The sequence below is a fragment of the Weissella diestrammenae genome (assembly GCF_014397255.1).
GTDB classification, from domain to species: Bacteria; Bacillota; Bacilli; order Lactobacillales; family Lactobacillaceae; genus Weissella; species Weissella diestrammenae.
In genome coordinates this window covers 1,098,980-1,123,633 of sequence record NZ_CP060724.1, presented here as the reverse complement: position 1 = coordinate 1,123,633, position 24,654 = coordinate 1,098,980, and the positions used below count along the sequence as shown (strand labels likewise).

14 protein-coding genes, 3 tRNA genes, 3 rRNA genes and 2 pseudogenes are annotated in these 24,654 nt (G+C 43.5%); all 22 read right to left on the bottom strand.

Annotated features, from left to right (window positions below; genetic code table 11):
* Window positions 1–72 precede the first annotated feature (72 nt).
* The 22 genes and pseudogenes from H9L19_RS05490 to cdaA all read right to left on the bottom strand — a co-directional run bounded on the left by H9L19_RS05490 (window position 73) and on the right by cdaA (window position 24,628).
* Window positions 73–156 (bottom strand) — tRNA-Leu (locus H9L19_RS05490).
* Between the two features lie 28 nt (window positions 157–184).
* Window positions 185–257, bottom strand: a tRNA-Val gene (locus tag H9L19_RS05485).
* A 6-nt stretch (window positions 258–263) separates the two neighbouring features.
* A 5S ribosomal RNA gene (gene rrf / locus H9L19_RS05480) occupies window positions 264–380 on the bottom strand.
* Between the two features lie 93 nt (window positions 381–473).
* Window positions 474–3,389 (bottom strand): 23S ribosomal RNA (locus H9L19_RS05475).
* A 257-nt stretch (window positions 3,390–3,646) separates the two neighbouring features.
* Window positions 3,647–3,719 (bottom strand) — tRNA-Ala (locus H9L19_RS05470).
* Window positions 3,720–3,795: 76 nt separating this feature from the next.
* Window positions 3,796–5,374 (bottom strand): 16S ribosomal RNA (locus H9L19_RS05465).
* Together the 16S, 23S and 5S rRNA genes with 3 tRNA genes alongside form the textbook arrangement of a ribosomal RNA operon.
* Before the next feature lie 407 nt (window positions 5,375–5,781).
* Window positions 5,782–7,959, bottom strand: coding sequence for an LTA synthase family protein (locus H9L19_RS05460; protein WP_187528688.1), 2,178 nt, complete (start codon window positions 7,957–7,959; stop codon window positions 5,782–5,784).
* 128 nt (window positions 7,960–8,087) lie between these two features.
* On the bottom strand, window positions 8,088–8,342 hold the full coding sequence (locus H9L19_RS05455; RefSeq protein ID WP_187528687.1) for a DUF1797 family protein: 255 nt from the start codon (window positions 8,340–8,342) through the stop codon (window positions 8,088–8,090).
* Window positions 8,339–9,349 (bottom strand): lysylphosphatidylglycerol synthase transmembrane domain-containing protein, encoded by a 1,011-nt coding sequence (locus tag H9L19_RS05450; RefSeq protein WP_187528686.1) that lies wholly within the window; start codon window positions 9,347–9,349, stop codon window positions 8,339–8,341. The genes H9L19_RS05455 and H9L19_RS05450 overlap by 4 nt, the downstream gene beginning before the upstream one ends.
* 5 nt (window positions 9,350–9,354) lie before the next feature.
* Window positions 9,355–10,379 (bottom strand): annotated as a pseudogene (locus H9L19_RS05445) (glycosyltransferase family 4 protein).
* Window positions 10,372–11,622 carry a glycosyltransferase family 4 protein gene (locus H9L19_RS05440; protein ID WP_187528685.1) on the bottom strand — a complete coding sequence of 417 codons (1,251 nt, stop codon included), beginning with the start codon at window positions 11,620–11,622 and terminating at the stop codon, window positions 10,372–10,374. Before H9L19_RS05440 ends, H9L19_RS05445 begins: the two are co-directional and overlap by 8 nt.
* Before the next feature lie 208 nt (window positions 11,623–11,830).
* On the bottom strand, window positions 11,831–12,481 hold the full coding sequence (pyrE, locus tag H9L19_RS05435) for an orotate phosphoribosyltransferase (protein WP_276509308.1): 651 nt from the start codon (window positions 12,479–12,481) through the stop codon (window positions 11,831–11,833).
* On the bottom strand, window positions 12,475–13,197 hold the full coding sequence (gene pyrF, locus H9L19_RS05430; protein WP_187528683.1) for an orotidine-5'-phosphate decarboxylase: 723 nt from the start codon (window positions 13,195–13,197) through the stop codon (window positions 12,475–12,477). The genes pyrE and pyrF overlap by 7 nt, the downstream gene beginning before the upstream one ends.
* Before the next feature lie 3 nt (window positions 13,198–13,200).
* Window positions 13,201–14,163 carry a dihydroorotate dehydrogenase gene (locus H9L19_RS05425; RefSeq protein ID WP_187528682.1) on the bottom strand — a complete coding sequence of 321 codons (963 nt, stop codon included), beginning with the start codon at window positions 14,161–14,163 and terminating at the stop codon, window positions 13,201–13,203.
* Window positions 14,164–14,230: 67 nt separating this feature from the next.
* Window positions 14,231–17,410 (bottom strand): carbamoyl-phosphate synthase large subunit, encoded by a 3,180-nt coding sequence (carB, locus tag H9L19_RS05420; protein WP_187528681.1) that lies wholly within the window; start codon window positions 17,408–17,410, stop codon window positions 14,231–14,233.
* Entirely contained in the window at window positions 17,394–18,485 is a 1,092-nt protein-coding gene (locus H9L19_RS05415) for a carbamoyl phosphate synthase small subunit (RefSeq protein ID WP_187528680.1), read from the bottom strand. The genes carB and H9L19_RS05415 overlap by 17 nt, the downstream gene beginning before the upstream one ends.
* Window positions 18,486–18,546: 61 nt before the next feature.
* Window positions 18,547–19,824 carry a dihydroorotase gene (locus tag H9L19_RS05410; protein WP_187528679.1) on the bottom strand — a complete coding sequence of 426 codons (1,278 nt, stop codon included), beginning with the start codon at window positions 19,822–19,824 and terminating at the stop codon, window positions 18,547–18,549.
* 12 nt (window positions 19,825–19,836) lie between these two features.
* Entirely contained in the window at window positions 19,837–20,766 is a 930-nt protein-coding gene (locus tag H9L19_RS05405) for an aspartate carbamoyltransferase catalytic subunit (RefSeq protein WP_187528678.1), read from the bottom strand.
* Between the two features lie 259 nt (window positions 20,767–21,025).
* Window positions 21,026–21,337: a hypothetical protein gene (locus H9L19_RS05400; RefSeq protein WP_187528677.1), complete on the bottom strand. Its 312-nt coding sequence runs from the start codon at window positions 21,335–21,337 to the stop codon at window positions 21,026–21,028.
* A pseudogene (gene glmM / locus H9L19_RS05395) lies at window positions 21,330–22,696 on the bottom strand (phosphoglucosamine mutase). The gene H9L19_RS05400 and the pseudogene glmM overlap by 8 nt, the downstream one beginning before the upstream one ends.
* Window positions 22,697–22,820: 124 nt before the next feature.
* Window positions 22,821–23,801 carry a CdaR family protein gene (locus H9L19_RS05390; RefSeq protein ID WP_187528676.1) on the bottom strand — a complete coding sequence of 327 codons (981 nt, stop codon included), beginning with the start codon at window positions 23,799–23,801 and terminating at the stop codon, window positions 22,821–22,823.
* A gap of 2 nt (window positions 23,802–23,803) precedes the next feature.
* On the bottom strand, window positions 23,804–24,628 hold the full coding sequence (gene cdaA / locus H9L19_RS05385) for a diadenylate cyclase CdaA (RefSeq protein WP_187528675.1): 825 nt from the start codon (window positions 24,626–24,628) through the stop codon (window positions 23,804–23,806).
* Window positions 24,629–24,654 lie beyond the last annotated feature (26 nt).

Below are 24,654 nucleotides of genomic sequence, written 5' to 3'. Positions count from 1 at the left end.
TATTCTACCATGTTAAAAAAGAGTGTATATTAAAACAAAAAAACGCTATTTCTAGCGTTTTTACCTAATTTATGCCGTCGGTGGGAATCGAACCCACACTCTCTTGCGAGAACGGGATTTTGAGTCCCGCGCGTCTACCTATTCCGCCACAACGGCATTTAAGCTGATTAGTTAATTAATCAAATGGACGTTACAGGGATCGAACCTGTGACCCCCTGCTTGTAAGGCAGGTGCTCTCCCAGCTGAGCTAAACGTCCAAAATTGCATCGCGACTTCCTATCCTCGCAGGAAGCGATCCTCCAACTACTTTCGGCGTTACTGAGCTTAACTTCTGTGTTCGGTATGGGAACAGGTGTGACCTCAGTGCCATCGTCACGACACGTTTATTAAATTGAGAAGTTTAATCCTCTCAAAACTGAATCATATTGTTTGTAAATTTGTGAAATAAATTGAACCACCACGTTTTATTCAACTTGGTTAAGTCCTCGAACCATTAGTACTAGTCCGCTCCATGCCTCGCGGCACTTCCACTTCTAGCCTATCTACCTCATCATCTATAAGGGGTCTTACTTCTTTCGAATGGGAAATCTCATCTCGAGGCGAGTTTCACACTTAGATGCTTTCAGCGTTTATCTCATCCGTACATAGCTACTCAGCGATGCTCCTGGCGGAACAACTGATACACCAGTGGTACGTCCACCCCGGTCCTCTCGTACTAAGGGCAGCTCCTCTCAAATTTCCTACGCCCGCGACGGATAGGGACCGAACTGTCTCACGACGTTCTGAACCCAGCTCGCGTACCGCTTTAATGGGCGAACAGCCCAACCCTTGGGACCGACTACAGCCCCAGGATGCGATGAGCCGACATCGAGGTGCCAAACCTCCCCGTCGATGTGGACTCTTGGGGGAGATAAGCCTGTTATCCCCAGGGTAGCTTTTGTCCGTTGAGCGATGGCCCTTCCATGCGGAACCACCGGATCACTAAGTCCTACTTTCGTACCTGCTCGACCTGTTAGTCTCGCAGTCAAGCTCGCTTGTGCCTTTACACTCTGCGAATGATTTCCAACCATTCTGAGCGAACCTTTGAGCGCCTCCGTTACCTTTTAGGAGGCGACCGCCCCAGTCAAACTGCCTGCCAGACACTGTCTTCCATCACGATTAGTGATGCGAGTTAGAGTGATCATACAACGAGGGTAGTATCCCACCAACGCCTCCATCGAAACTAGCGTTCCGATCTCTACGGCTCCTACCTATCCTGTACAAGCTGCACAAGCACTCAATATCAAGCTACAGTAAAGCTCCATGGGGTCTTTCCGTCCTGTCGCGGGTAACCCGCATCTTCACGGGTATTTAAATTTCACCGAGTCTCTCGTTGAGACAGTGCCCAGATCGTTACGCCTTTCGTGCGGGTCGGAACTTACCCGACAAGGAATTTCGCTACCTTAGGACCGTTATAGTTACGGCCGCCGTTTACTGGGGCTTCAATTCGCACCTTCGCCGAAGCTAAGCACTCCTTTTAACCTTCCAGCACCGGGCAGGCGTCAGCCCCTATACGTCATCTTACGATTTTGCAGAAACCTGTGTTTTTGATAAACAGTCGCCTGGGCCTATTCACTGCGGCTCAGCTTGCGCTGAGCACCCCTTCTCCCGAAGTTACGGGGTCATTTTGCCGAGTTCCTTAACGAGAGTTCACTCGCACACCTTAGGATGCTCTCCTCGACTACCTGTGTCGGTTTGCGGTACGGGCAGGTAAACACTAACTAGAAGCTTTTCTCGGCAGCGTGACATCATGGACTTCTCTACTTAATTTCGATCCTCATCATCGCTTGTTCTTATAGGGATAAGCATTTAACTACTCCCAAAACTTACGATTTAACCCAGCATTTCCATTCGCTGGGATCCATTAGCCTTCTGCGTCCCTCCATCGTTCAAACATGTTCACCTGGTACTGGAATCTCAACCAGTTATCCATCGACTACGCCTCTTGGCCTCGCCTTAGGTCCCGACTAACCCTGGGAGGACGAGCCTTCCCCAGGAAACCTTAGTCATACGGTGGACAGGATTCTCACCTGTCTTTCGCTACTCATACCGGCATTCTCACTTCTATGCGCTCCACCAGTCCTCACGGTCTGACTTCATCGCCCATAGAACGCTCTCCTATCGCGCCAACTTAGTTGGCACCCGTAGTTTCGGTGGTGTGTTTAGCCCCGGTACATTTTCGGCGCAGAATCACTCGACTAGTGAGCTATTACGCACTCTTTAAATGGTGGCTGCTTCTGAGCCAACATCCTAGTTGTCTATGCAACTCCACATCCTTTTCCACTTAACACACACTTAGGGACCTTAACTGACGATCTGGGCTGTTCCCCTTTCGACAATGGATCTTATCACTCACTGTCTGACTCCCGGACATACGTAATTGGCATTCGGAGTTTATCTTAATTTGGTAACCCGAGATGGGCCCCGCACCAAAACAGTGCTCTACCTCCAATACGCTACATTCCGAGGCTAGCCCTAAAGCTATTTCGGAGAGAACCAGCTATCTCCAAGTTCGATTGGAATTTCACCGCTACCCACACCTCATCCTAGCATTTTTCAACATGCACAGGTTCGGGCCTCCAGTGCGTCTTACCACACCTTCACCCTGGACATGGGTAGGTCACCTGGTTTCGGGTCTACAACTACATACTATGACGCCCATTTCAGACTCGCTTTCGCTTCGGCTCCGGTCTTTCCACCTTAACCTTGCATGTAATCGTAACTCGCCGGTTCATTCTACAAAAGGCACGCCATCACCCCTTAACGGGCTCTGACTTCTTGTAGGCACATGGTTTCAGGAACTTTTTCACTCCCCTTCCGGGGTGCTTTTCACCTTTCCCTCACGGTACTGGTTCACTATCGGTCACTAGGTAGTATTTAGCCTTGGGAGATGGTCCTCCCAGATTCCGACCGGATTTCACGTGTCCGGCCGTACTCAGGATCCTACACGGGAGATTGCATGCTTTCGTTTACAGGGCTATCACCTTGTCTCGCGTGGCTTCCCAACCACTTCAACTAACATACAATTTTGTAACTCCACAACGGTAGTCCTACAACCCCAAAGTGCAAGCACTTTGGTTTGGGCTCTTCCGGGTTCGCTCGCCGCTACTGACGGAATCGATTTTTCTTTCTACTCCTGCTGCTAATGAGATGTTTCAGTTCACAGCGTCTACCTTCAACTAGTCTATAGATTCAACTAGTGATAACTTGCATAACAAGTTGGGTTCCCCCATTCGGAAATCCCCGGATCAAAGCTTACTTACAGCTCCCCGAGGCATATCGGTGTTAGTCCCGTCCTTCATCGGCTCCTAGTGCCAAGGCATCCACCATGCGCCCTTAATAACTTAACCTATCAACTGACGTTGATGATTTAAGTTTTGAGTATGTGACATCTTTCAGTCACTTGCGATTATCACGATATTGCTATCGTGATGAACTTGTATAAAAACTCAAAATAACGCGGTGTAATACACTGTCAATTGTCTTGCGACAATCAACTCTTGATTACTCGGTTCAATTTATTGATTTTCAATAATTTGAAATTTTAAATTTACTAATATGATTCAGTTTTCAAAGAACTAATGATATTGGCAACCGAAGTTGCCAATGGAGAATAGCGGGATCGAACCGCTGACCCCCTGCTTGCAAAGCAGGTGCTCTCCCAGCTGAGCTAATTCCCCAGATGATACTATTGAGTGTAAAACACTCAAAACTAAATAACGTTTCAACGATGTGCAAGTTTCCGATTTTCCTTAGAAAGGAGGTGATCCAGCCGCAGGTTCTCCTACGGCTACCTTGTTACGACTTCACCCTAATCATCTGTCCCACCTTAGGCGGCTGGCTCCTAATAAAAGGTTACCCCACCGACTTTGGGTGTTACAAACTCTCATGGTGTGACGGGCGGTGTGTACAAGACCCGGGAACGTATTCACCGCGGCGTGCTGATCCGCGATTACTAGCGATTCCGACTTCGTGTAGGCGAGTTGCAGCCTACAGTCCGAACTGAGACAAGCTTTAAGAGATTTGCGCACCCTCGCGGGTTGGCGACTCGTTGTACTTGCCATTGTAGCACGTGTGTAGCCCAGGTCATAAGGGGCATGATGATTTGACGTCATCCCCGCCTTCCTCCGGTTTGTCACCGGCAGTCTTGCTAGAGTGCCCAACTAAATGCTGGCAACTAACAATAAGGGTTGCGCTCGTTGCGGGACTTAACCCAACATCTCACGACACGAGCTGACGACAACCATGCACCACCTGTCACTTTGTCCCCGAAGGGAAAGCACCATCTCTGGTGTGGTCAAAGGATGTCAAGACCTGGTAAGGTTCTTCGCGTTGCTTCGAATTAAACCACATGCTCCACCGCTTGTGCGGGTCCCCGTCAATTCCTTTGAGTTTCAACCTTGCGGTCGTACTCCCCAGGCGGAGTGCTTAATGCGTTAGCTTCGCCACTTAGGGGCGGAAACCCCCAAACAGCTAGCACTCATCGTTTACGGTGTGGACTACCAGGGTATCTAATCCTGTTTGCTACCCACACTTTCGAGCCTCAACGTCAGTTACAGTCCAGAAAGCCGCCTTCGCCACTGGTGTTCTTCCATATATCTACGCATTTCACCGCTACACATGGAGTTCCACTTTCCTCTACTGCACTCAAGTCATCCAGTTTCCAAAGCAATTCCTCGGTTGAGCCGAGGGCTTTCACTTCAGACTTAAATAACCGTCTGCGCTCGCTTTACGCCCAATAAATCCGGATAACGCTTGGAACATACGTATTACCGCGGCTGCTGGCACGTATTTAGCCGTTCCTTTCTGGTAAGATACCGTCACACACTGAACAGTTACTCTCAATGTCATTCTTCTCTTACAACAGTGTTTTACGAGCCGAAACCCTTCATCACACACGCGGCGTTGCTCCATCAGACTTTCGTCCATTGTGGAAGATTCCCTACTGCTGCCTCCCGTAGGAGTATGGGCCGTGTCTCAGTCCCATTGTGGCCGATCAGTCTCTCAACTCGGCTATGCATCATCGTCTTGGTAAGCCATTACCTTACCAACTAACTAATGCACCGCGGGACCATCTCTTAGTGATAGCATGACCACCTTTTAAGTGAGAACCATGCGGTTCTCATTGTTATACGGTATTAGCATTTGTTTCCAAATGTTATCCCCTGCTAAGAGGTAGGTTTCCCACGTGTTACTCACCCGTTCGCCACTCACTGCAATGTCTGAATCAAATCTGAGCAAGCTCTTCATTTCATCAAACCACAGTGCGTTCGACTTGCATGTATTAGGCACGCCGCCAGCGTTCATCCTGAGCCAGGATCAAACTCTCAATTTAAATTGATCAGCTTGAGTATAACTCAATCTTTTTTGTTGTTTAACAGATGTTAAACGAATTTACTAGCGAAATTGACTTCGCAAATGTTTGTATCATTTTTACGTGATACACTTGCACATTTGTTTCATCGAAACGTTATTTAGTTTTCAATGTTCTACGTTGTTGTCTCAATCAGACAACTTTTATATCTTACCAAAGCGTGATGACAATGTCAACAACTTTGATGAATTATTTCTTACGCCATTCCGTTGACATCAGTTGATGTGGCAAAAATAACGCTTAATTAATATACCGCGAAATCAATTGTTCGTCAACAACTAATTTCATCAAAATGATGTGAATAATCATTTAAATCGTCATAGCAATAAAAAAGCACCAGTCAGTGACCTGACTAGTGCTAATTATAGTTACTTATTTCGTTCTGATCCATGGCCGCTTAGAATTGAGTCTGGTGACGCAATTTGATTCGAATTCGTATTCTCTTCTCCGGTTTGAATCGTTTGCTTGGGTCCGCCTAATTCAGGCGCATCAGTATTATAGTTTGTCAATTTACCATCATTTTGAGATGCCACACTTGTCCCTAGGCCTTGTACTTTCTTGAGCTTAGCTAACCCAACACTCTTTTTATACGAAAGTGACTTGTCCTTTTTCTCTGGGATTTCAGACGCATTAGCAAAGCGCAGTAAATTACCTTGAATGACTTTATCAGAATAAGCCAGCGACTTTTCAACATACGCGTTTGCAGCCTTAACCGCTGATTCAGCACGCGGATCCATCTTAGGATTGATTTTGGTACCCGTCGAAGTGACATAGTAATTCGAACCAATCTTCATATACTCACTACTTACCCAATCACCATTTCTAAATGGCACAATTTGCTTGTACTGCGCAGAGAACATATCTGAGCCAAATTGAATCATGGCATCATCTTTAATTCCCAACAAATCCAATAATGTCGGCATAACATCAATTTCACCACCATAAGTATGATTGATGCCACCCTGCATGCCAGGAACACGAATCATAAATGGTACCTTTTGCCAATTCACTAAATCGGTGGCGGAAACGTTTTTCTTACCAATCAACTTAGCAATCGCTGATTTATGATTTTCAGAGATACCATAGTGATCCCCATACAAAACGATCATTGATTTATCCCAGAGACCACTATCCTTAAGGTATTGTTCAAATTCACCAAAGGCTTGATCAAGATAACGTGCAGTTTGAACATAACCGTCAACAGTTTTATCATCTGTATCGGTTTTATTAATAGAAATGTTTTGTTTATCCAAGTCATAAGGATAGTGATTCGTCACAGTGATAACCTTTGAATAGAAAGGTTGTGGCAACTTTTCCATATAAGCTGCTGAGTCCTTTAAGAAAATCTTGTCCTTCATACCATAGCCGACATTGTATTCTGGATTGTCAGCGTCTTTATAGTATGACTTTGAAAAGAAGTAATCATAACCCCAGTTCTTATACGTATTATCTCGATTCCAAAATGATGGCACATCCCCATGGAATGCAGCTGATGTATAGCCACCCTCCTGGGCCAAAAGCGCCGGCATAGCTTGGAATGTGTTTGATGTCCCGTAATTTGACATCACTGAACCAGATGACGTACCGAAGAGCGATGTTTCTAACATCAGCTCCGCATCAGCTGTTTTTCCCTGACCAACTTCATTATAGAAATTATCAAACGCTGTGGTATTCTGATCATGATAAAAGGCGTTCAAATTTGGGGTCACTTCCTGCCCATCCCAACGATAATCCAACATAAATTGTTGAAATGATTCGAGGTGGAAAATAATAACATTTTTCCCCTTAGCTTTACCAAAAGTAACAGCATTATCAAGTGTCCGATTCTCATTCACAAACTTTTTGATTTTATCTAAATCAGCTGGTTTAGCCTTTTTAACTTCATTCGATTGTTCCCGCGTCTTCACCACGTTGTATGCCGCATACTCATTTAAGCCAAGGTATTTAACAATGTAATTGTTGTCAAAAGTTCGCGTCAGCAAGCCCGAGCGATCTCCAGATGCAATCCCAAAGACAGTCAACATCATTACAAATCCAAAGGCAGTGACTAACATCGCAAAACGCTTTTGAACAGCAGTTTTATCTACCTTTATGATTTTAAAACTCAATAAAATCACTAACACGATGATGTCGACGAAAACGATAAAGTCAATTGGCTGGACAATCCCACCAATCGCTTTTGACAAGTTATTTTGAACTGACCCCCCGGCTTTCATAATGTTAAGTGAAATAAAGTCAGTAAATTCACGATAGTACAAAACATTTGCAAACAGCCATAGGGTTTGAATCAAATTAATCAATAACATCAACCAATAAGCTAATCGGCCTCTAAAATAGAGTGCAATCCCTAATAGAATGATTGCTGTCGGGATAGGGTTTAAAATCAGCAAAAACTGTTGCAATAAACCTTTAGCACCAAGACTGAATTCAACTTGGTATGCCCAATACGTTTTAAGTGTTACTAAAAATACCGATAGAATGAAAAATCCGACCGTTGAATTAAAATCAGGCCACCATTTCTTGATTGTCATTCCGATACGTTGCATCTTACTCACCCATCACTTTCAAAATTTGTCATTCATTAATTATTTATACAATCGCAGGCTACCTGACATTATCACACAAGGCGGACTGGTCTAATCTACTTAGTATAATGTGTAACAATAAAATAACCTTAAAATACAGCTTTAAAATCAGCTAACGTCTCATAAATATCAATTGCTAATGCATCTAAATTATCGAACGCAAAGCGTCGACTATCGTCTCGACCACCATACACCGCAAATGTATGCGAAGGTTGATCGTACAGGACGGTCAACACATTGACGCCAAACATATCAAAATGGCGTTCTTGAAATTCGCTATTTTGGTCCAACGTCATTGATTCAAGCCGTTTAATGATTTTAACTAATTCACTTTCTCGGCTCATTTTGTCCTCTTTCTAGCCGAAACATTAAAAGCAATAATGCCGGCAAACATACCAAAATAATAAGTGATGAGACGCCAAATCAGCATCGCCAACACCAATGTTGCTGCGTTAGGCAAGAAACTACTAAAAAGCATTGAAAAACTTGCTTCAGCACCACCCGCGCCACCCGGAATTGGGAATAGCGAAATCACCATGACAATTAAAATATGGAGTGACATGACAAAAATAAAACTTGCATGAGTTTGACCTAAAGCTAACAAAATAAAATATGGAATTGCATAGTACAAAGCTAATTGGACAAAAGTCACACCAATTGCTTTGCCCATGGCGCCCCAGCGCCGACTCATACGATAGCTTTCAGCATGAAAATTATCAATTTTTTCACGTGTCGTGGCTAACCACTGTTCATGCTTTTTAGGATTGAACCATTTAACCGGGGCCAAAATTAGCGTAGTCAGGCGATCAGTAAATGCTGGCCAATACATCACCAACAATAAAGTAACAATCACGGCAAAATGAATCAAAAATCCAATAATGACCAACAAAGCCATTTGATTCAATTTATCGGCGATATAGTTAAAGCCAATTAATAATGCGATAACAAAGTTAATCACAATCATACCTTGATAAACCACAAACTTCATCAATAAAATTGAGCCTGAGCGACCAATATCAATTCCAGCTTGCGCTAATGCAATCATTTGCATTGGTTGCCCACCAGTAGCAAAGGGCGTAATCCCATTTCCTAATTGTTCAACTAGTGGGACGCGAATTGCCGCCCGCCAACTAATTTTTTCGTGTTCAGTATCAACAAAAATTTTAACTACAACGGCTTCTAACAAGAGATAAACAATCATCGCACCCAGCGCAACAAGTAACCACCACCAATTTGCCGTATGAATTGACTGAATAAAAGCTTTTGAATCAACATGCCGCATTGAAAAGTAAAATATGCCACCACCAAGCAGCAACATGAGAACGAAAATAAAGCTATTTTTTCTTGTCATATTAGTTACCTTCCCGCATTGGCTTGTTCAAAATAGAACTTCTCCCAGATTTTTGCCACATTTTCAGCTGAATAGCGTTCAGACGCTTCTAATGCTGCTTGAATCATGGTAGTCCTTAAATCAGGATCTCCATTTAATGCTTCAAGTTGTTTTTGCATTGCTGCGCGGTCAGATGCCGGCAAGTAATAACCAGCAATAATCGCTTGATACAGCGTTAAATCTCTTAAAATTGTTGGTGTACCAGTACTAAATGCTTCTAAGGCTGACATTGGAAACAGCTCATTAAAACTTGGCAATAAAAATGTATCGGCCATATTGTAATAAGCATTCATTTCATCTCGATCCACAATACCTGGGAAATATAAGTTAGCCGGTGGGTTATCAACGACTTTTTTTAGCTCATCATACCCAGACGTAATACTTCCAAAAGAGAACCCCCGGTCCAAATAAACGACCATTCAGGATTGGCTTTTGCCAGCTCAATAAAATCAAACACACCTTTACGCTCTTGAATTTGGCCAACACCTAAAACGATATAATCTGATGGTTGATACCCTTTTTTTTGTCGAAAAGCAGCTTTTTCTGCTTGTGACTCAGGGTAAAAACGTGTCTTAGAAACAAAGTTTGGAATGTAGGAGATTTTCTCACGCGCCACGCCATTTGCCACTAATTTATCGATAAACGTAGGATTAACGACAACGATATGATCCATTCGTTTATAAAAAGCCATAACATACCAATAAAAAATATTTTTAACTGGGGCATGTAAGGTAATTGACCCTTCTAGGGTTTCAGGTAAAAAGTGAACATACCCAATTTTACGTCCACGTCCGGGTAAAAACGTATTCAGATAAAACCAAAAGTCAATCGTATGGTAATGACTAATATCAGCGCGCTTTAACGAATTAAACTTTAACTGCATTTGTTGCGTAAACTTATCGGTGAGTAAGTTCACCAATTCACGATAGGCTGACCCGACACCTTGTCCAGGAACGGTTTCAGCCGATGAAAACATAGTTATTTTAAGCATTATGATTCCTTCTAAATGGATTACGTAGCACAAAGGTCCGGGCATATTCTGCGTCGGCATCTTCTGCTGCTTCAAGATCCTCTTCTTCATGATAAACGGCAATCGCTTCTTGATAAAAGGCAATGATGCGTGCACCAAATGTTCGTTCATCAATTTCATGTAAAATCGTTTCACGAATATCAGGGTTACCCAAGACTTGTTGTGCTTGGGCCGCAAGCAAATACTTTTCAACTGGTGCTGTTAATTCGTAAACATTGCGCACCAATGTACCAATATTTTCATCCGTCACGACAGTATCAAGATAAGGGCTATTAATCGCAACCACAGGCGTATTTGCCGTCATCGCCTCAATATACGTTAACCCCTGGGTTTCACTCTCCGATGCCGAAACAAAGACATCAGCCAAACAATAGTAGCTGTATGCTTTATCATGTGAAACGTAGCCCGTGAAAATCACTTTATCCATAATTTCCAAAGCCGCTGCATGGTCTTGAATTGCCTGTTCGGCTGGACCGTCTCCAGCAATAATTAGGCGGGCTTCAGGGAGATCATCTAAAATGTCTGCAAATGTTTCTAAGACAGCCTCAATATTTTTCTCAAAGGCAATGCGACCCAATGACAGCATAACCAATGCATCAGGGGCCAGTCCCAATGACTGACGCAAAGCAACACTTTGGTCCTCATCGGTTGTATGTTGGACCTTAACACCTGTTGGGATAATTTCAATCGGGGCTTTGATACCATATTCAAGCAATTGTTCGCGTGTCTGTTCTGAAGGCGCCACTAAACCAGTTAAGCCTCGAGAATAACCACGCATAATCATTGCGACCCCACCGGGACGGATAATGCGACCATTAAAAACATAGTGCGTGTAATCTTCATAATTCGTATGATAAGTATGAACAACTGGAATATGCATAGCCCGTGCCACGGACTTACCAATCAAGCCTAAGGAAAACTCAGTTTGTGTATGCACGATATCTAATTTTAGCTTCTTAGCAATTAATTGGGCTTGAATCGCCCCCCGGTATGCAATGCGTCGTTCTTTAAAGCCCATAAACGGCAGGCTCGCAAAACGATACACATTTGGCTCGTCACCTTTTTCTGGTGCATTAGGATCAGTTGACGTGAAAATGTAAACTTGATGACCGTTTGCTTCTAGTTGTTTGCGAAGCGTTTCAATTGAGGTGGCAACACCTGACAACTGTGGAAAATATGTGTCAGTAAAAATCCCTACGTTCATGTGGCTCCCCTTTCGTGAATATATCTTGTACTATCATAACAAAAAAAGCAGGCATTTATAACCCACACCCTCAGGATACACCGGCAATATAATCGGTTAAAGTCTCGATATGACCGCAACAAGTTTAATTTTCAAGCAATAAAAAAACTTCGAGCACCAGTCAGTTTCACGGTCTCAAAGTTAGTCATTTGATTAAAAATTAGATGTTTTAGTGTTCAGATAAATCAACAGTTTGCCAATGTCCTGGGTCTTGCCGCCACGTTTGTAAGATTTGCAATTCTTCAGCCGAAATCAAGCCGAGCCGGGCCGCCGTTTCAATTAAGACAGAATAGGTCGTAAGTGGCGTGAAATCTGTAGCTGCTTGCTTAAAATTATCATCGGCAGCCGATAAATCATATGAAAAAATCGACACGACACCCAAGACATCCCCTTGTGCCGCACGTGTGGCCGCAACGGCGCCTAAAACTGAACCACCGGTCGAAATCAAATCATCAATCAAAACAACCTTTTGACCCGGTAATAATTGGCCTTCAATTTGTTGCCCCGCCCCATGATCTTTTGGCTTTGATCGAACATAAATCATCGGTAAATCTAAGGCTTGCGCCACCCAAGCCGCATGTGGAATACCAGCCGTCGCAACGCCACCAATCACTTGCGCGTCCGGGTATTGGCGTTTTATTAATGCCACTAAGCCGTTAATAATGATTTGTCGCACCTTGGGAAATGCAATTGTTAACCGATTATCAGTGTAAATTGGACTTTTTAAGCCTGAAGCCCATGTAAATGGTTGCGCTGGCTGTAATTTAACCGCACCAATTTCGAGCAATCCCTGAGCAACCGCATCTTGATATGTCATGATTCATCTCCTTCATGGTAATTTTGTAATGCCCGGTAGTAGGCTACGACCGGGTCTTTAGCCCCAGTAATTGATCGACCAATTACAAGACCATCGGCACCCAATTGTTTTGCCTTTGCAGGTGTCGTGATACGTTGCTGGTCACCTTGATCGTCATCAATAAAGCGAATTCCCGGCGTCACTGATAGAAAATCTGCACGCGTCACTTGATGTATGGCGCGTGACTCATGCGCAGATGATATAACACCAGCTAACCCAGATTTTTCGGCTAATTTTGCTAGATGCAAAACCGATTCTGATAACGGCACTGATATCAACTGAGTCGCCTGCATCTCAGCATTTGAAAATGACGTCAATTGCGTAATGGCCAAAATTTTTAGCGGCGATTGATTCACCTTCTGGCCATTCCTTGCCCCTAATGCAGCTGCACGCATCATCCGCTCACCACCAGCAGCATGCACCGTGAGATAATCAACGCCTAACCCGGCAATATTTTGCGTCGCTTTTCCCACTGTATTTGGAATGTCATACATTTTTAAATCTAAGAAAACAACATACCCAGCAGTTTTTAGCGCCCGAATAAATGCCGGACCAGCAACATAAAACAATTCCATTCCAACTTTAACCGCTGGCCGTTGTGTACCAAACTGTTCCAAGAATTGCCAAGCCAAGCGTTCATTCTCAAAATCTAAGGCAATAAAGACCGGTTCATTTGTCATTGCTTACTCCTCATTTGGTAACCACTCACTGACCGTTTGTGGTAAGGGTTTAAGCGCTTTGGTTACGGTAGCAACCGATTCAAAGCCATATCGATCTAACGCACCTGGCAATTCAGCCACTAATTGCGCTAATAACATTGGATTCGCCGCATTAGCCACCCCAACTTGCACTGCACTCGCTCCTGCTAATAATAATTCCAATGCATCATCAATCGTCTGAATGCCACCCACGCCAATAATTGGAATTGAAACGACTGAGGCAACTTCATAAACCATTCGCACTGCAATCGGATGAATCGCGGACCCCGACAAACCACCAATTCCGCGGAATAACCGTACCTGACGCTTTTGAAGATCCAAGCTCATGCCTACGACGGTATTAATTACTACAATGCCATCAGCGCCAGCCGCTTCCACTGCTTGTGCAATTGGCCGAATATCAGTCACATTTGGTGATAGCTTAGCATAGATGGCTTTTGTCGTGACTGCTCTAACTGCAGCAATAACCTCAGCCGCCGTTGCTGGATCTACGCCAAATTCAAGTCCACCACGGTCAACATTGGGGCATGACAGATTGATTTCAAGTGCCTTAAGATAAGTGTCTTTTTCAAAAGCAGTCGCTAATGTCACGTATTCACTCACCGTTTCCCCAGCAATTGAAATCATGACTGGTAAATCAGGCAAAGCTTTTTCCAATTGTGGCAAGAAATTTTTCTGTACCTTTTTCAAACCTGGATTGGCTAACCCCACTGAATTCAATGGCCCAGCTTGCGTTGTAATCACCCAAGGTTGTGGATTTCCACCCCGTTCAGTGACCGTGGTTGTCTTCAAAACTAATGCGCCTAGTTGATTTAAATCAAAGTCATTTAAATGATCCAAGCCATAATAAAATGCACCTGATGATGGCATTAATGGATTTTTTAACGCTAATCCAGGTAAACTGACTGCTAATCGATTATCTGCCATATTTATTCTCTCCTCATTATAAATTCATAGCGCTTAGTGATGCCCTTGTTTTCACGTTCATGCGATTTTATGACATTGCCGTGACACCAAAGCCCTGCATTTCTAAGACTGACAACAACGCGTCAACCGTATCAAATGCCGTAAAGAGTGGGACTGCGTTTTCAATTGCTGCATTCCGAATCGCTCGTCCATCGGATTCGGTCGACCCATCTGGACGCGTTGTATTAACAACCAACTGAATCGAGCCTGCTTGTAATGCGGTCACTGGATTTTGATTAGATTCAGAAATTTTATCCAAAATCGACACCTCTAAGCCGTGTGCATTGAAATAGTCACCCGTCCCGGCTGTGGCAACAATTTCAAAACCTTGTTTTGCAAAGCGTGTGGCTAACTTAGCCGCCTCAACTTTATCAGCGTCGGCAACTGTGAACAGGACACGCCCAAAGCTAGGAATATTCACATTCGCTGCGACGAAGGCCTTATATAATGCCTTTTCAAAGGTTTCATCTGACCCCATCACTTCACCGGTTGACTTCATTTCAGGTCCTAAAAGCGAATCAACATCCGGTAATTTTGTAAATGAGAACACTGGCGCCTTAACATGGACCTGATCATTTTCTGGTAAGACACCCGTTTCATATCCTAAGTCGGCTAATTTTTCACCTAACATCACCCTTGTCGCCAATTGAGCTAGTGGTGTATGGGTCACTTTTGAAATGAACGGCACAGTCCGCGAAGCACGTGGATTCACTTCAATGACATACGCTCTATCTTCGTGAATTACAAATTGAATATTCATCATGCCAATTGTCTTGAGTGCTTGAGCTAAATTAATTGATGCCGTCACCATTTCTTGCTTGACTTTTTCAGACAAGGTTTGAGTCGGATAAACTGACATTGAATCACCTGAGTGAACCCCTGCACGCTCAATATGTTCCATTAACCCGGGAATAATAATTGTTTCACCGTCAGACAAAACATCAACCTCGGCCTCATCTCCTTGTAAATATGAATCAATCAAAACTGGATGGTCATTAGACACCTTGACTGCACGTTGCATATAGTCTTGCAGTTCAGCCGCATTGGTCACAATTTCCATCGCGCGACCACCAAGCACATACGATGGTCGAATCAAAACCGGATAACCCACTTCATCAGCGGCAGCGATTGCTTGCGCCACGGTCGTCGCTGTCTTACCTCGTGGTTGTGGCAAGTCCAAAGCCTTAATCACTTGGTCAAAGGCTTCTCGGTCTTCAGCACGATTTAAATCTGCCACCGATGTCCCTAGAATATCAACACCAGCTGCCATCAATGGTGCTGCCAAATTAATCGCAGTTTGGCCTCCAAATTGCACGACAACGCCACGAGGTTGCTCTAAATCAATGACATTTAAGACATCTTCTAGTGTCAATGGTTCAAAGTATAGTTTGTCAGAGACTGAAAAATCAGTTGAAACGGTTTCGGGATTTGAATTCATAATAATCGCTTCATGGCCAGCAGCCTGAATGGCTTTGACCGCATGAACCGTCGCATAATCAAATTCGACCCCCTGACCAATCCGAATTGGACCCGAACCGAGTACCAAAACTGACTCGCGATCACTTTTTTGGGATTCATTTTCTTTTTCATAAGTTGAATAATAATAAGGCGTTTGTGATTCAAACTCGGCTGCGACCGTATCAACCATTTTATAAACTGGTAACAACCCCGCACGTTGTCGTGTCTCACGAAGCAGTTTGGCGTCGGTATGCCAAAAGTCTGCAATGGTTGCATCTGCAAATCCGTATCGCTTGGCCATTCTTAAGACCGTTAAATCATCGTGGTGCGCCTTTAACTGCTTTTCAATTTCGACAATATGCAATAACTTGTCGAGAAAAAACAAATCAATTTGCGTCCTCTGATTGATTTGTTCAATCGATATGCCCCGCCGCAATAACTCAGTCAAGACAAACAAGCGATCGTCTTGAACAGGCATAATTTGTGCTAGCAATGCATCCGTGGTTTGATCTGCATAGTTCAACTCATGTAATCCAATCACGCCAATTTCTAACGAACGAACCGCTTTGTTTAATGCTTCCTCAAGATTACGACCGATGGCCATGACTTCGCCAGTTGCTTTCATCTGAGTTCCTAAATGACGGTCGGCAGTCACGAATTTATCAAATGGAAACCGTGGGATCTTTGCAATCACATAATCTAAAGCTGGTTCAAATTCAGCCATTGTTGTGCCTGTAACGGGATTGACGATTTCATCTAAGCGTAGGCCAACGGCAATTTTAGCTGCCATTTTAGCAATCGGATAACCAGTTGCTTTAGAAGCCAAGGCCGACGAGCGTGAAACACGTGGATTGACTTCAATGATGTCATACCGATATGACTTAGGATCCAAAGCCATTTGAATATTAACGCCACCTTCAATTTTTAGTGCCCGAATAATCTTCAACGCCGCGTCACGTAACATCTGATATTCACGGTCGGACAAAGTTTGAACTGGCGCCACCACAATGGAATCACCCGTATGAATTCCAACCGGATCAAAATTTTCCATCGAGGCCACAATCAATGCGTTATCATTCGCATCACGCATCACTTCAAATTCAATTTCTTTATAACCAGCAATCGATTGTTCAATGAGCACCTGTGTCACGGGTGAAAGTTCCAGCCCATTCGTTGCGATTTCGGCAAGTTCATCAGCATTATTGGCAATTCCCCCGCCTGTGCCACCTAAAGTATAAGCAGGTCGAACAATGACCGGATACCCATTACTTGCTGCAAAGGCCATTGCCTCTTCACAAGTCGTCGCAATTTGTGACTCTGGAATCGGTTCATTCAAACGGGTCATTAACGCCTTAAAGGCTTCTCGGTCTTCAGCTTCTTCAATTGCAGAGAGTTTGGTTCCTAAAAGTTCGATTTGCATCGCGTCCAAAATGCCATCTTCTGCCAAGGCCTTAGCAAGATTCAATCCCGTCTGACCACCCAAAGTCGGCAAGATTGCATCAGGCCGTTCTTGCCGCAAAATGCGTTTGATAAACGCCAGTGACAAAGGTTCAATGTAAACCTTATCTGCCATCTCAACGTCAGTCATAATCGTTGCCGGATTCGAATTGACTAAAACAACCGTATACCCCTCTTCTTTCAAGGCCATGGCCGCTTGTGTGCCTGAATAATCAAATTCAGCTGCTTGTCCAATCACAATTGGTCCAGACCCAATTACTAATATTTTTTGAATATCATTTCGCTTCGGCATGAGTTAATCCTTTCTGACTCGCTTGAATTAGGGCAATAAAATCATCAAATAAATATTCCGCATCATGTGGCCCTGGAGCTGCATCTGGATGAAATTGCACCGAGAAGGCCGCATGGCCTTTTAGCGCTAAACCTTCAATGGTGTGATCATTAATCTCTTCATGGGTGATTTCTAAATCCGTTTCAGTTAGCGACTTTGGATCGACAGCATAGCCATGATTTTGAGAAGTGAAATCGATTTTGCCAGTACGACGCTGTAAGACCGCATGATTAAATCCACGATGACCAAATTTTAACTTATAAGTTTTAGCACCATTAGCCATTGCAAAGAGCTGATGGCCTAAACAAATCCCCATCAACGGAAAGTGTGCTTGTAATTCTCTAATGACAGGTAATACGAAAGCCACAGACTCTGGATCTCCTGGGCCATTCGATAGCAAAATACCATCAGGATTAGCATCAATAATCGTCTGAGCTGTCACCGTTGCTGGGAAAACCATGACATTTACGCCACGTTTGGCCAATGCCCTTAAAATTGAGTGTTTCAGTCCAAAATCAATTAAGGCAATTGAAATGCCCGCCGTTGGATTAACATATGGCGATTTAGCGGTCACTTCTAAGACCTGTGATTCAGATAAATCAGTTGCTTTTAAAGTCGCTACCGCTGCCTCTGGATTAGCATCAACCAATATGGCTTTCATCACACCATGTTCCCGCAATTCACGCGTTAACGCACGCGTATCCACCCCCGAGATACCTGGTAAATCCATTTTCTCGGCCCATTCTGCTAACGACATTTGACTCCGCCAATTAGCTGGCCGTCGTGCAACTTCACGAACTACCAGCGCAGTTGCAGCTGGTTGAAGTGATTCAAAATCATCACGATTAATGCCATAATTACCGATTAATGGGTACGTAAACATTAAAATTTGTCCGTGATACGACAAATCAGTTAACGACTCTTGATAACCAGTCATACCAGTATTGAAGACTAATTCCCCTGTCACCATTTTTGCCGCACCAAAGGCTTCACCCTCATAGATTGACCCATTTTCTAACACCAAATATCGTTGCATCGTATCGCACCTTTCATTTTCAATCATGTTTGATTAACTTTTGACTATCGTAATGGCTAAACTACCGCTCATATACAATTTCACCAGCGACAACTGTCAATTGCGTTTGACCATAAACTGTTTGACCAATAAATGGGGTGTTTTTGCCTTTCGACAAGAAATCAGCGCTGTCAATAACGTATGGCTTTTCCAAATCAAACAAGGCTAAATCGGCAACTTGACCAACTGCAATTGTTGTCGGTGCTGATAACGCGAAAGCACGCGCTGGATTTTCAATCATCCATGCGACCACTTGCGATAAAGTCGCAATTCCTGTTCGCACAAAATGGGTATAAATCAACTGAAAGCTGCTTTCAATACCAACAATGCCCATCGCTGATTTTAAAAAGCCCTGATTTTTTTCCGCTTCGGCATGTGGTGCATGATCCGTTGCAACCATATCAATCGTACCGTCCAACAGGCCAGCGATAACAGCGGCCCGATCATCAGGTGTCCTAAGGGGCGGGTTCATTTTATATTGCGCATTATCACCTGGAATGTCAGTTTCATCTAAGAGTAGGTGATGTGGTGACACTTCTGCGGTCACAGGCAGTCCAACTCGCTTGGCCAACCGCACTAAATTAACAGCTGAACGCGTCGAAATATGGGCCACATGATAGCGAGCACGAGTTGCGTCAACCAACATTAAATCGCGCGCTAATTGACTCGACTCAGCTAATGGGTCAATCCCTGGTAGCTTGAGTTCAGCCGCACGGACGCCTAAATTCATTACGCCATTTTGCATCAAACTTTCATCTTCCAGGTGCGTGACAATCGGTTTATCCACTGCAGCTGCCAAGCGCATGGCTTCAAGCATTGTAGCCGCTGTTTGTACCCCTTTTCCATCATTTGTAAATGCAACTGCGCCCGCATCAGCTAATGCCGTTAAATCGTCAACTTCCTGACTGACCAGTCCATTTGAAATGGTGGCAAACTGCTCAATATGCACAACACCATCGCGCGTATTCTGGGCTTGAACCGCTTTGAAGGTCGCAACAGTTGAAGGCGTTGGGTTGAGATTTGGCATAGCTGCAACGGTTGTAAAGCCACCATGCGCTGCCGCTTTTGAACCGGTGAGAATCGTTTCTTTATGTGTAAATCCAGGTTCGCGAAAATGGACATGGACATCAATCAGACCTGGCAATAAGAGTGCTCCCTCGGCGTCAATCGTTCGATCGACCGTGACTGTTATCTCAGGCGCAATGGCGTCAATTTTACCGGCATTAATTAGCACATCCCGGATGACACACTCATTACCACTAACGAGTAATTTTGCCTGTCGGATTAATAATTTGGTCATCGTTTCTTACCTCTATTTTAAATTTATTGTGTTCAAATTCGATGTCGTCAGGTCTAGCGCATCAAGAATCGCCATCCGTGCATAAACGCCATTGGTCATTTGGGCAAAAATGCGAGATTTTGGCGCCTCGACCAAGTCCGTATCGATTTCAACCCCTCGATTAACAGGGGCGGGATGCATGATTATGGCCTGTGCTTTAAGCAACTCATACCGTGCCTTAGTCAACCCATAAGTTTGATGATAATCAACAAGTGAGAAGTTTGCGTTCTCAACTGATGAAATTCTTTCGTGTTGCACACGTAACAGCATGATAACGTCTAATGTCTCTAAGTCCGTTTCAAAGTCCGTATATTGTCCAAATTGATTGAAATCATCTGGATACCATGCTTGGGGCCCCGAAAATGAAACAGCTGCGCCTAATTGGTGTAAAACCTCAGCATTCGAGCGTGCAACCCGGGAATGCGCCAAATCACCAATAATTCGTATTTTTAGGCCTTCAAAGTGCCCAAAGGTTTCATAAATCGTCATTAAATCCAGTAAACTTTGTGACGGATGTTGACCATTACCGTCACCCGCATTAACTAAATGCGGCATTAGGTCAGATTGTTCGTCAATTAATGGTCGATACCAATCATTCAACGCATGCCGGATAACGACAGTATCAACGCCAACCGCTTTTAATGTCTTGAGGGTATCACTCAAACTTTCGCCCTTTTGCGTTGAACTGGTATCAGGATCAAGTCGGACTTGTTGCCACCCTAATTTCTGTTCAGCCACTTGAAAACTAACATTGGTCCGAGTCGAATTTTCAAAGAATAAATTTGCTACCATGTGCTGTGCAACTGTTGGTACGCTTGTTCCTGCTTTAAATGCAAGTCCACGTTTAATCAAACCGATAATTTCATGCTTTTCCAGATCATTAATATTGACAAAATTTTGCACAGTTAATCTCCTTATGTGTGTTGACACCAAAAAAACGGTAACCTCCGAGAGGTTACCGTCTTCCAAATTCGATTCAATCGTCAGGTTTTCAATTAAGAAACCTGACCAATCAAAAAAATGAAATCCCTTATTAGCCTCTCGGACTAAATTAAAAGGTATATTAGATTGACGTAATTATATCAAAGCTATCCACAATTGTATAGACACAATTTTCATTTTTCCAAGCAGCACGTCGCTAAATCCGACATCAGCCATAAGACTACGAGAGTTGATTCTCAATTAAAATCTTCGCAATTGCTTCATCCATTTCTGGTGTTTTAGTCCACTCAATCCACTTGGGAATTGCAACCATTGGATAGATTTCAAAGTTAGCGTTAACGTAAGCTTCGTAACGTTCAACATTCACCGAGTGTGGAATATTGATTTTCATAATCCGCACTTCTTGAATGAACCCCTGCTCCGCGGCGTATTCAGCTTGTCCATTATGCAGCAAATTGCCAATTTCACGATATTTAGTACCATCTTGACGAGTAATTTCTTCAACAATATCAAAGATCTGATAATCAGTCATTGTCTTGCACTCCAACTTCAGCCATCACCACTGAGACAATGCGATCAACGTATGCCGTCACCAACTCGTCCGTTTGTGCCTCTGCCATCACGCGCAACAAATTTTGTGTCCCAGAGGGCCGCACTAACACACGTCCTTCATCGCCCATTTCATCTTCAACCTGTTGAATGATTGTTTGAATTGCTTGATTTTCCAATGCGAGTTTTTTGTCTTGTACTTTAACATTAACCAATTTTTGTGGATAAACAGTCATAGCGGCCGCCAATTCTGACAACGGTTGTCCTGTCATCTTCATCACGTACAATAATTGCAACGCAGTCAGCATGCCGTCCCTGTGGTTGCCCAATCTAAGAACACAACATGCCCAGATTGTTCACCGCCCAGGTTATATCCTGACTTCAACATTTCTTCTACTACATACCGGTCGCCGACTGCCGTTTTAACCGATGCAATACCATTGGCTGCCATGGCTTTATACATACCAATATTTGACATCACAGTTGTGACAATCGTATCTTGCTTTAACCGGCCACGCTCATGCATGAATTTACCAGTAATGAGCATAATTTGATCACCATCTACCACTTGCCCTTTTTCGTCAACCGCAATCAAACGGTCGCCATCACCATCAAAAGCTAACCCAACGTCAGCATTTTTTTCCAAAACAAATTTTGCTAATGTTTCTGGATGGGTTGAACCCACACCAGCATTGATATTCAATCCATCAGGGGTCGTTGCCATGGTGTCAAATTCCACCCCAACATCAGCAAAGAGACTTGGGACAAGATTACTCGTGGCACCATTAGCGGCATCAATTGCAACATGCAGTCCTTCCAAATTCGTTGGAATGGTCGTTTGAAGAAACGCGAGATACTTAGCGGCACCAACTGGAAATTCGGCTACTGTGCCTAGTCCCTCTGCTGCCGGCCTCGGTAATGTGTCTTCTGTTGCATCTAAGAGGTTTTCAATTTCTGCTTCAATCTCATCAGATAATTTGAAACCATCAGCCCCAAATAATTTAATCCCATTATCTTCAGCCGGATTGTGTGATGCAGTAATTTGTGCGCCGGCATCCGCTTGATCAGCTCGAACCAAATAGGCAACTCCAGGGGTTGAGATAACCCCCAATTTCATCACTTCTATGCCAATTGAGAGTAACCCAGCAATCAGCGCGCTTTCTAACATTTCGCCAGATATTCGCGTATCACGTCCAACTAACACACGAGGTTGACGTCCCTCGGCATGCTGTGTCAAAACAGCACCAGCTGTTCGTCCAATTCGGAACGCCAATTCTGGTGTCAGTTCTTGATTTGCGATACCACGAACACCATCGGTACCAAAATAATGTAAATCAACCATCTCATTTTCTCCTTAAATGTGAACCCAAATTCCTTTCATGCCATTTCAATAAGATTGTATCAAAATAATCTCATATTTGCCAAATAATCATGTAATAAAGGCCGGCAAATCAATGCGAATTATATCAACTGGGATTCTTTGGGGTAATTGTTATCACTACTGTACCAGGTGTAATCGTCGATGCACCATCAGGACTAGCAATTGTGACAGTTTCTTCAGTGACGGCCGTCACATTTGACAAATCTGCTGTGACAGAAACTGACTTGAGTTTTTCCAATGCGTCCATCTTACCTGCAACTGTCACTTCATTGATGTTAGCAGTAACGGTGAATTTACTTGCGTCACCATTCTTCGTACTAATTTTTAATGGGACTTGTTTGCTGCCATTACCAGCTTTGATTGGAATTTTGACCGTTGCTTCAGCTGGTGAAATCGTTACGTCCACCGCATTACCATTGATATCTAACGCCTGCAAAGTGACCTTTTTAGTCACAGAATCCTTTGTATCTCGGTTTAATTGCACATTAGCCACCACCCGATCAACGAGCACCACTGCATTTCGAGACCCAATGACTTGGGCACTAGTGACACTTGATGTAGCATCACCAGCTTCATAGCCTTCAGCAACCGCTTCTTTATTAAAGGTTGGTGTCACCGTGAAGTTTTTCGTCGCCCGCTTATAAATCGAAACTTTAAGTTTGGTCTGATCTAATTTGTAGGTTAAATCCTTATTCAACCCACTTACCTTCAAGGTGATATAGTGCTCACCATCCGATAAACCTTTCAAATTGGCATAGATTTGAAAATTTTTCGTATTCATTGTTGTCGTCACCATCGCGGTCGGACCGGTTAATTTAATGCCCATTGTTTCAGGCACACCAATCACAATGTACTCATTCGTATCAATACCACTCAATTGAATTGGCATGGTCATTGTTTCGGTCTTTTGCAAGCCAATACCTAACAAATTTTTGGTTGTTCCACTTGTATCATTTTGCACCTTTGATGTCTTACTTGGTACTGTACTATCAACGTAAAAAGCCAAAAGAAGGGCTAAGATGAATGAAAAAACAATGTAGATAATTTTATCGATTTTTTTAAACATGCTTACCGCTCCTTTCGCTTAAACCAAGTTGAGAATAATAATCGGTCAAACCATGACCCCTTATTCTCCGTCGACACAAGATGAACCGTCAAGTATTTTAAGAAGTCATCATGCGTTAAATCTTGCATCAATTCTGCATTGCGCGTGATAGTAATGCCACCCGTTTCCTCTGAAACAATGATGGTCAAAGAATCCGTAACTTCTGAAATACCGACACCCGCTCGGTGCCTAGTTCCGAGCTCTTTTGGAATCGTTGGATTATCAGACAAAGGTAAATACGCTGCCGCAACAGCAATCCGGTCGTCTTTAATGATGACCGCCCCGTCATGTAGCGGGGTATTAGGAATAAATGTATTAATTAAGAGTGCACTAGTAATTTGTGCATCCATTTTAATCCCAGTTTCAATATATTCTTCTAGTCCCGTCTCCATCTCAATGGTGATTAAAGCACCAATTTTTCGCTTTGACATGTACACCACAGCTTCGTCTAATTGTTCAACTAAATCTAAGCCTTCTTCGCGACTTTGTTTCTTGAAAAATTGCGAACGGCCCAGATGTTCTAAACCGCGACGAATTTCTGGCTGAAAGACAATCACTAACATAATTGCCCCCCAGTTGATAATTTGATCGGTCAACCATGAAATCGTCGTTAATCCGATTGACACAGAAACTAATTTCACGACAATCACAATGGCTACACCACGAATTAATGTGAACGCTTTTGTGCCTCGCATGAGCATCATGAGCCGATATATCAAATACCAAACTAAAATGACATCGATAATGCGGACGACACTAATATTGCTTAAAACACTTGCAAAATTCATTATTATCTCCCATTTAATATTTAAGA

Bases quoted from the DNA above. Each gene is read 5' to 3' on its own strand.
- H9L19_RS05450 (WP_187528686.1), bottom strand. From the start codon at position 9,349: ATGACAAGAAAAAATAGCTTTATTTTCGTTCTCATGTTGCTGCTTGGT.
- carB (WP_187528681.1), bottom strand. From the start codon at position 17,410: ATGCCGAAGCGAAATGATATTCAAAAAATATTAGTAATTGGGTCTGGA.
- H9L19_RS05410 (WP_187528679.1), bottom strand. From the start codon at position 19,824: ATGACCAAATTATTAATCCGACAGGCAAAATTACTCGTTAGTGGTAAT.
- H9L19_RS05415 (WP_187528680.1), bottom strand. From the start codon at position 18,485: ATGCAACGATATTTGGTGTTAGAAAATGGGTCAATCTATGAGGGTGAA.
- H9L19_RS05440 (WP_187528685.1), bottom strand. From the start codon at position 11,622: ATGAACGTAGGGATTTTTACTGACACATATTTTCCACAGTTGTCAGGT.
- H9L19_RS05390 (WP_187528676.1), bottom strand. From the start codon at position 23,801: ATGTTTAAAAAAATCGATAAAATTATCTACATTGTTTTTTCATTCATC.
- H9L19_RS05425 (WP_187528682.1), bottom strand. From the start codon at position 14,163: ATGGCAGATAATCGATTAGCAGTCAGTTTACCTGGATTAGCGTTAAAA.
- H9L19_RS05400 (WP_187528677.1), bottom strand. From the start codon at position 21,337: ATGACTGATTATCAGATCTTTGATATTGTTGAAGAAATTACTCGTCAA.
- cdaA (WP_187528675.1), bottom strand. From the start codon at position 24,628: ATGAATTTTGCAAGTGTTTTAAGCAATATTAGTGTCGTCCGCATTATC.
- pyrF (WP_187528683.1), bottom strand. From the start codon at position 13,197: ATGACAAATGAACCGGTCTTTATTGCCTTAGATTTTGAGAATGAACGC.
- H9L19_RS05460 (WP_187528688.1), bottom strand. From the start codon at position 7,959: ATGCAACGTATCGGAATGACAATCAAGAAATGGTGGCCTGATTTTAAT.
- H9L19_RS05455 (WP_187528687.1), bottom strand. From the start codon at position 8,342: ATGAGCCGAGAAAGTGAATTAGTTAAAATCATTAAACGGCTTGAATCA.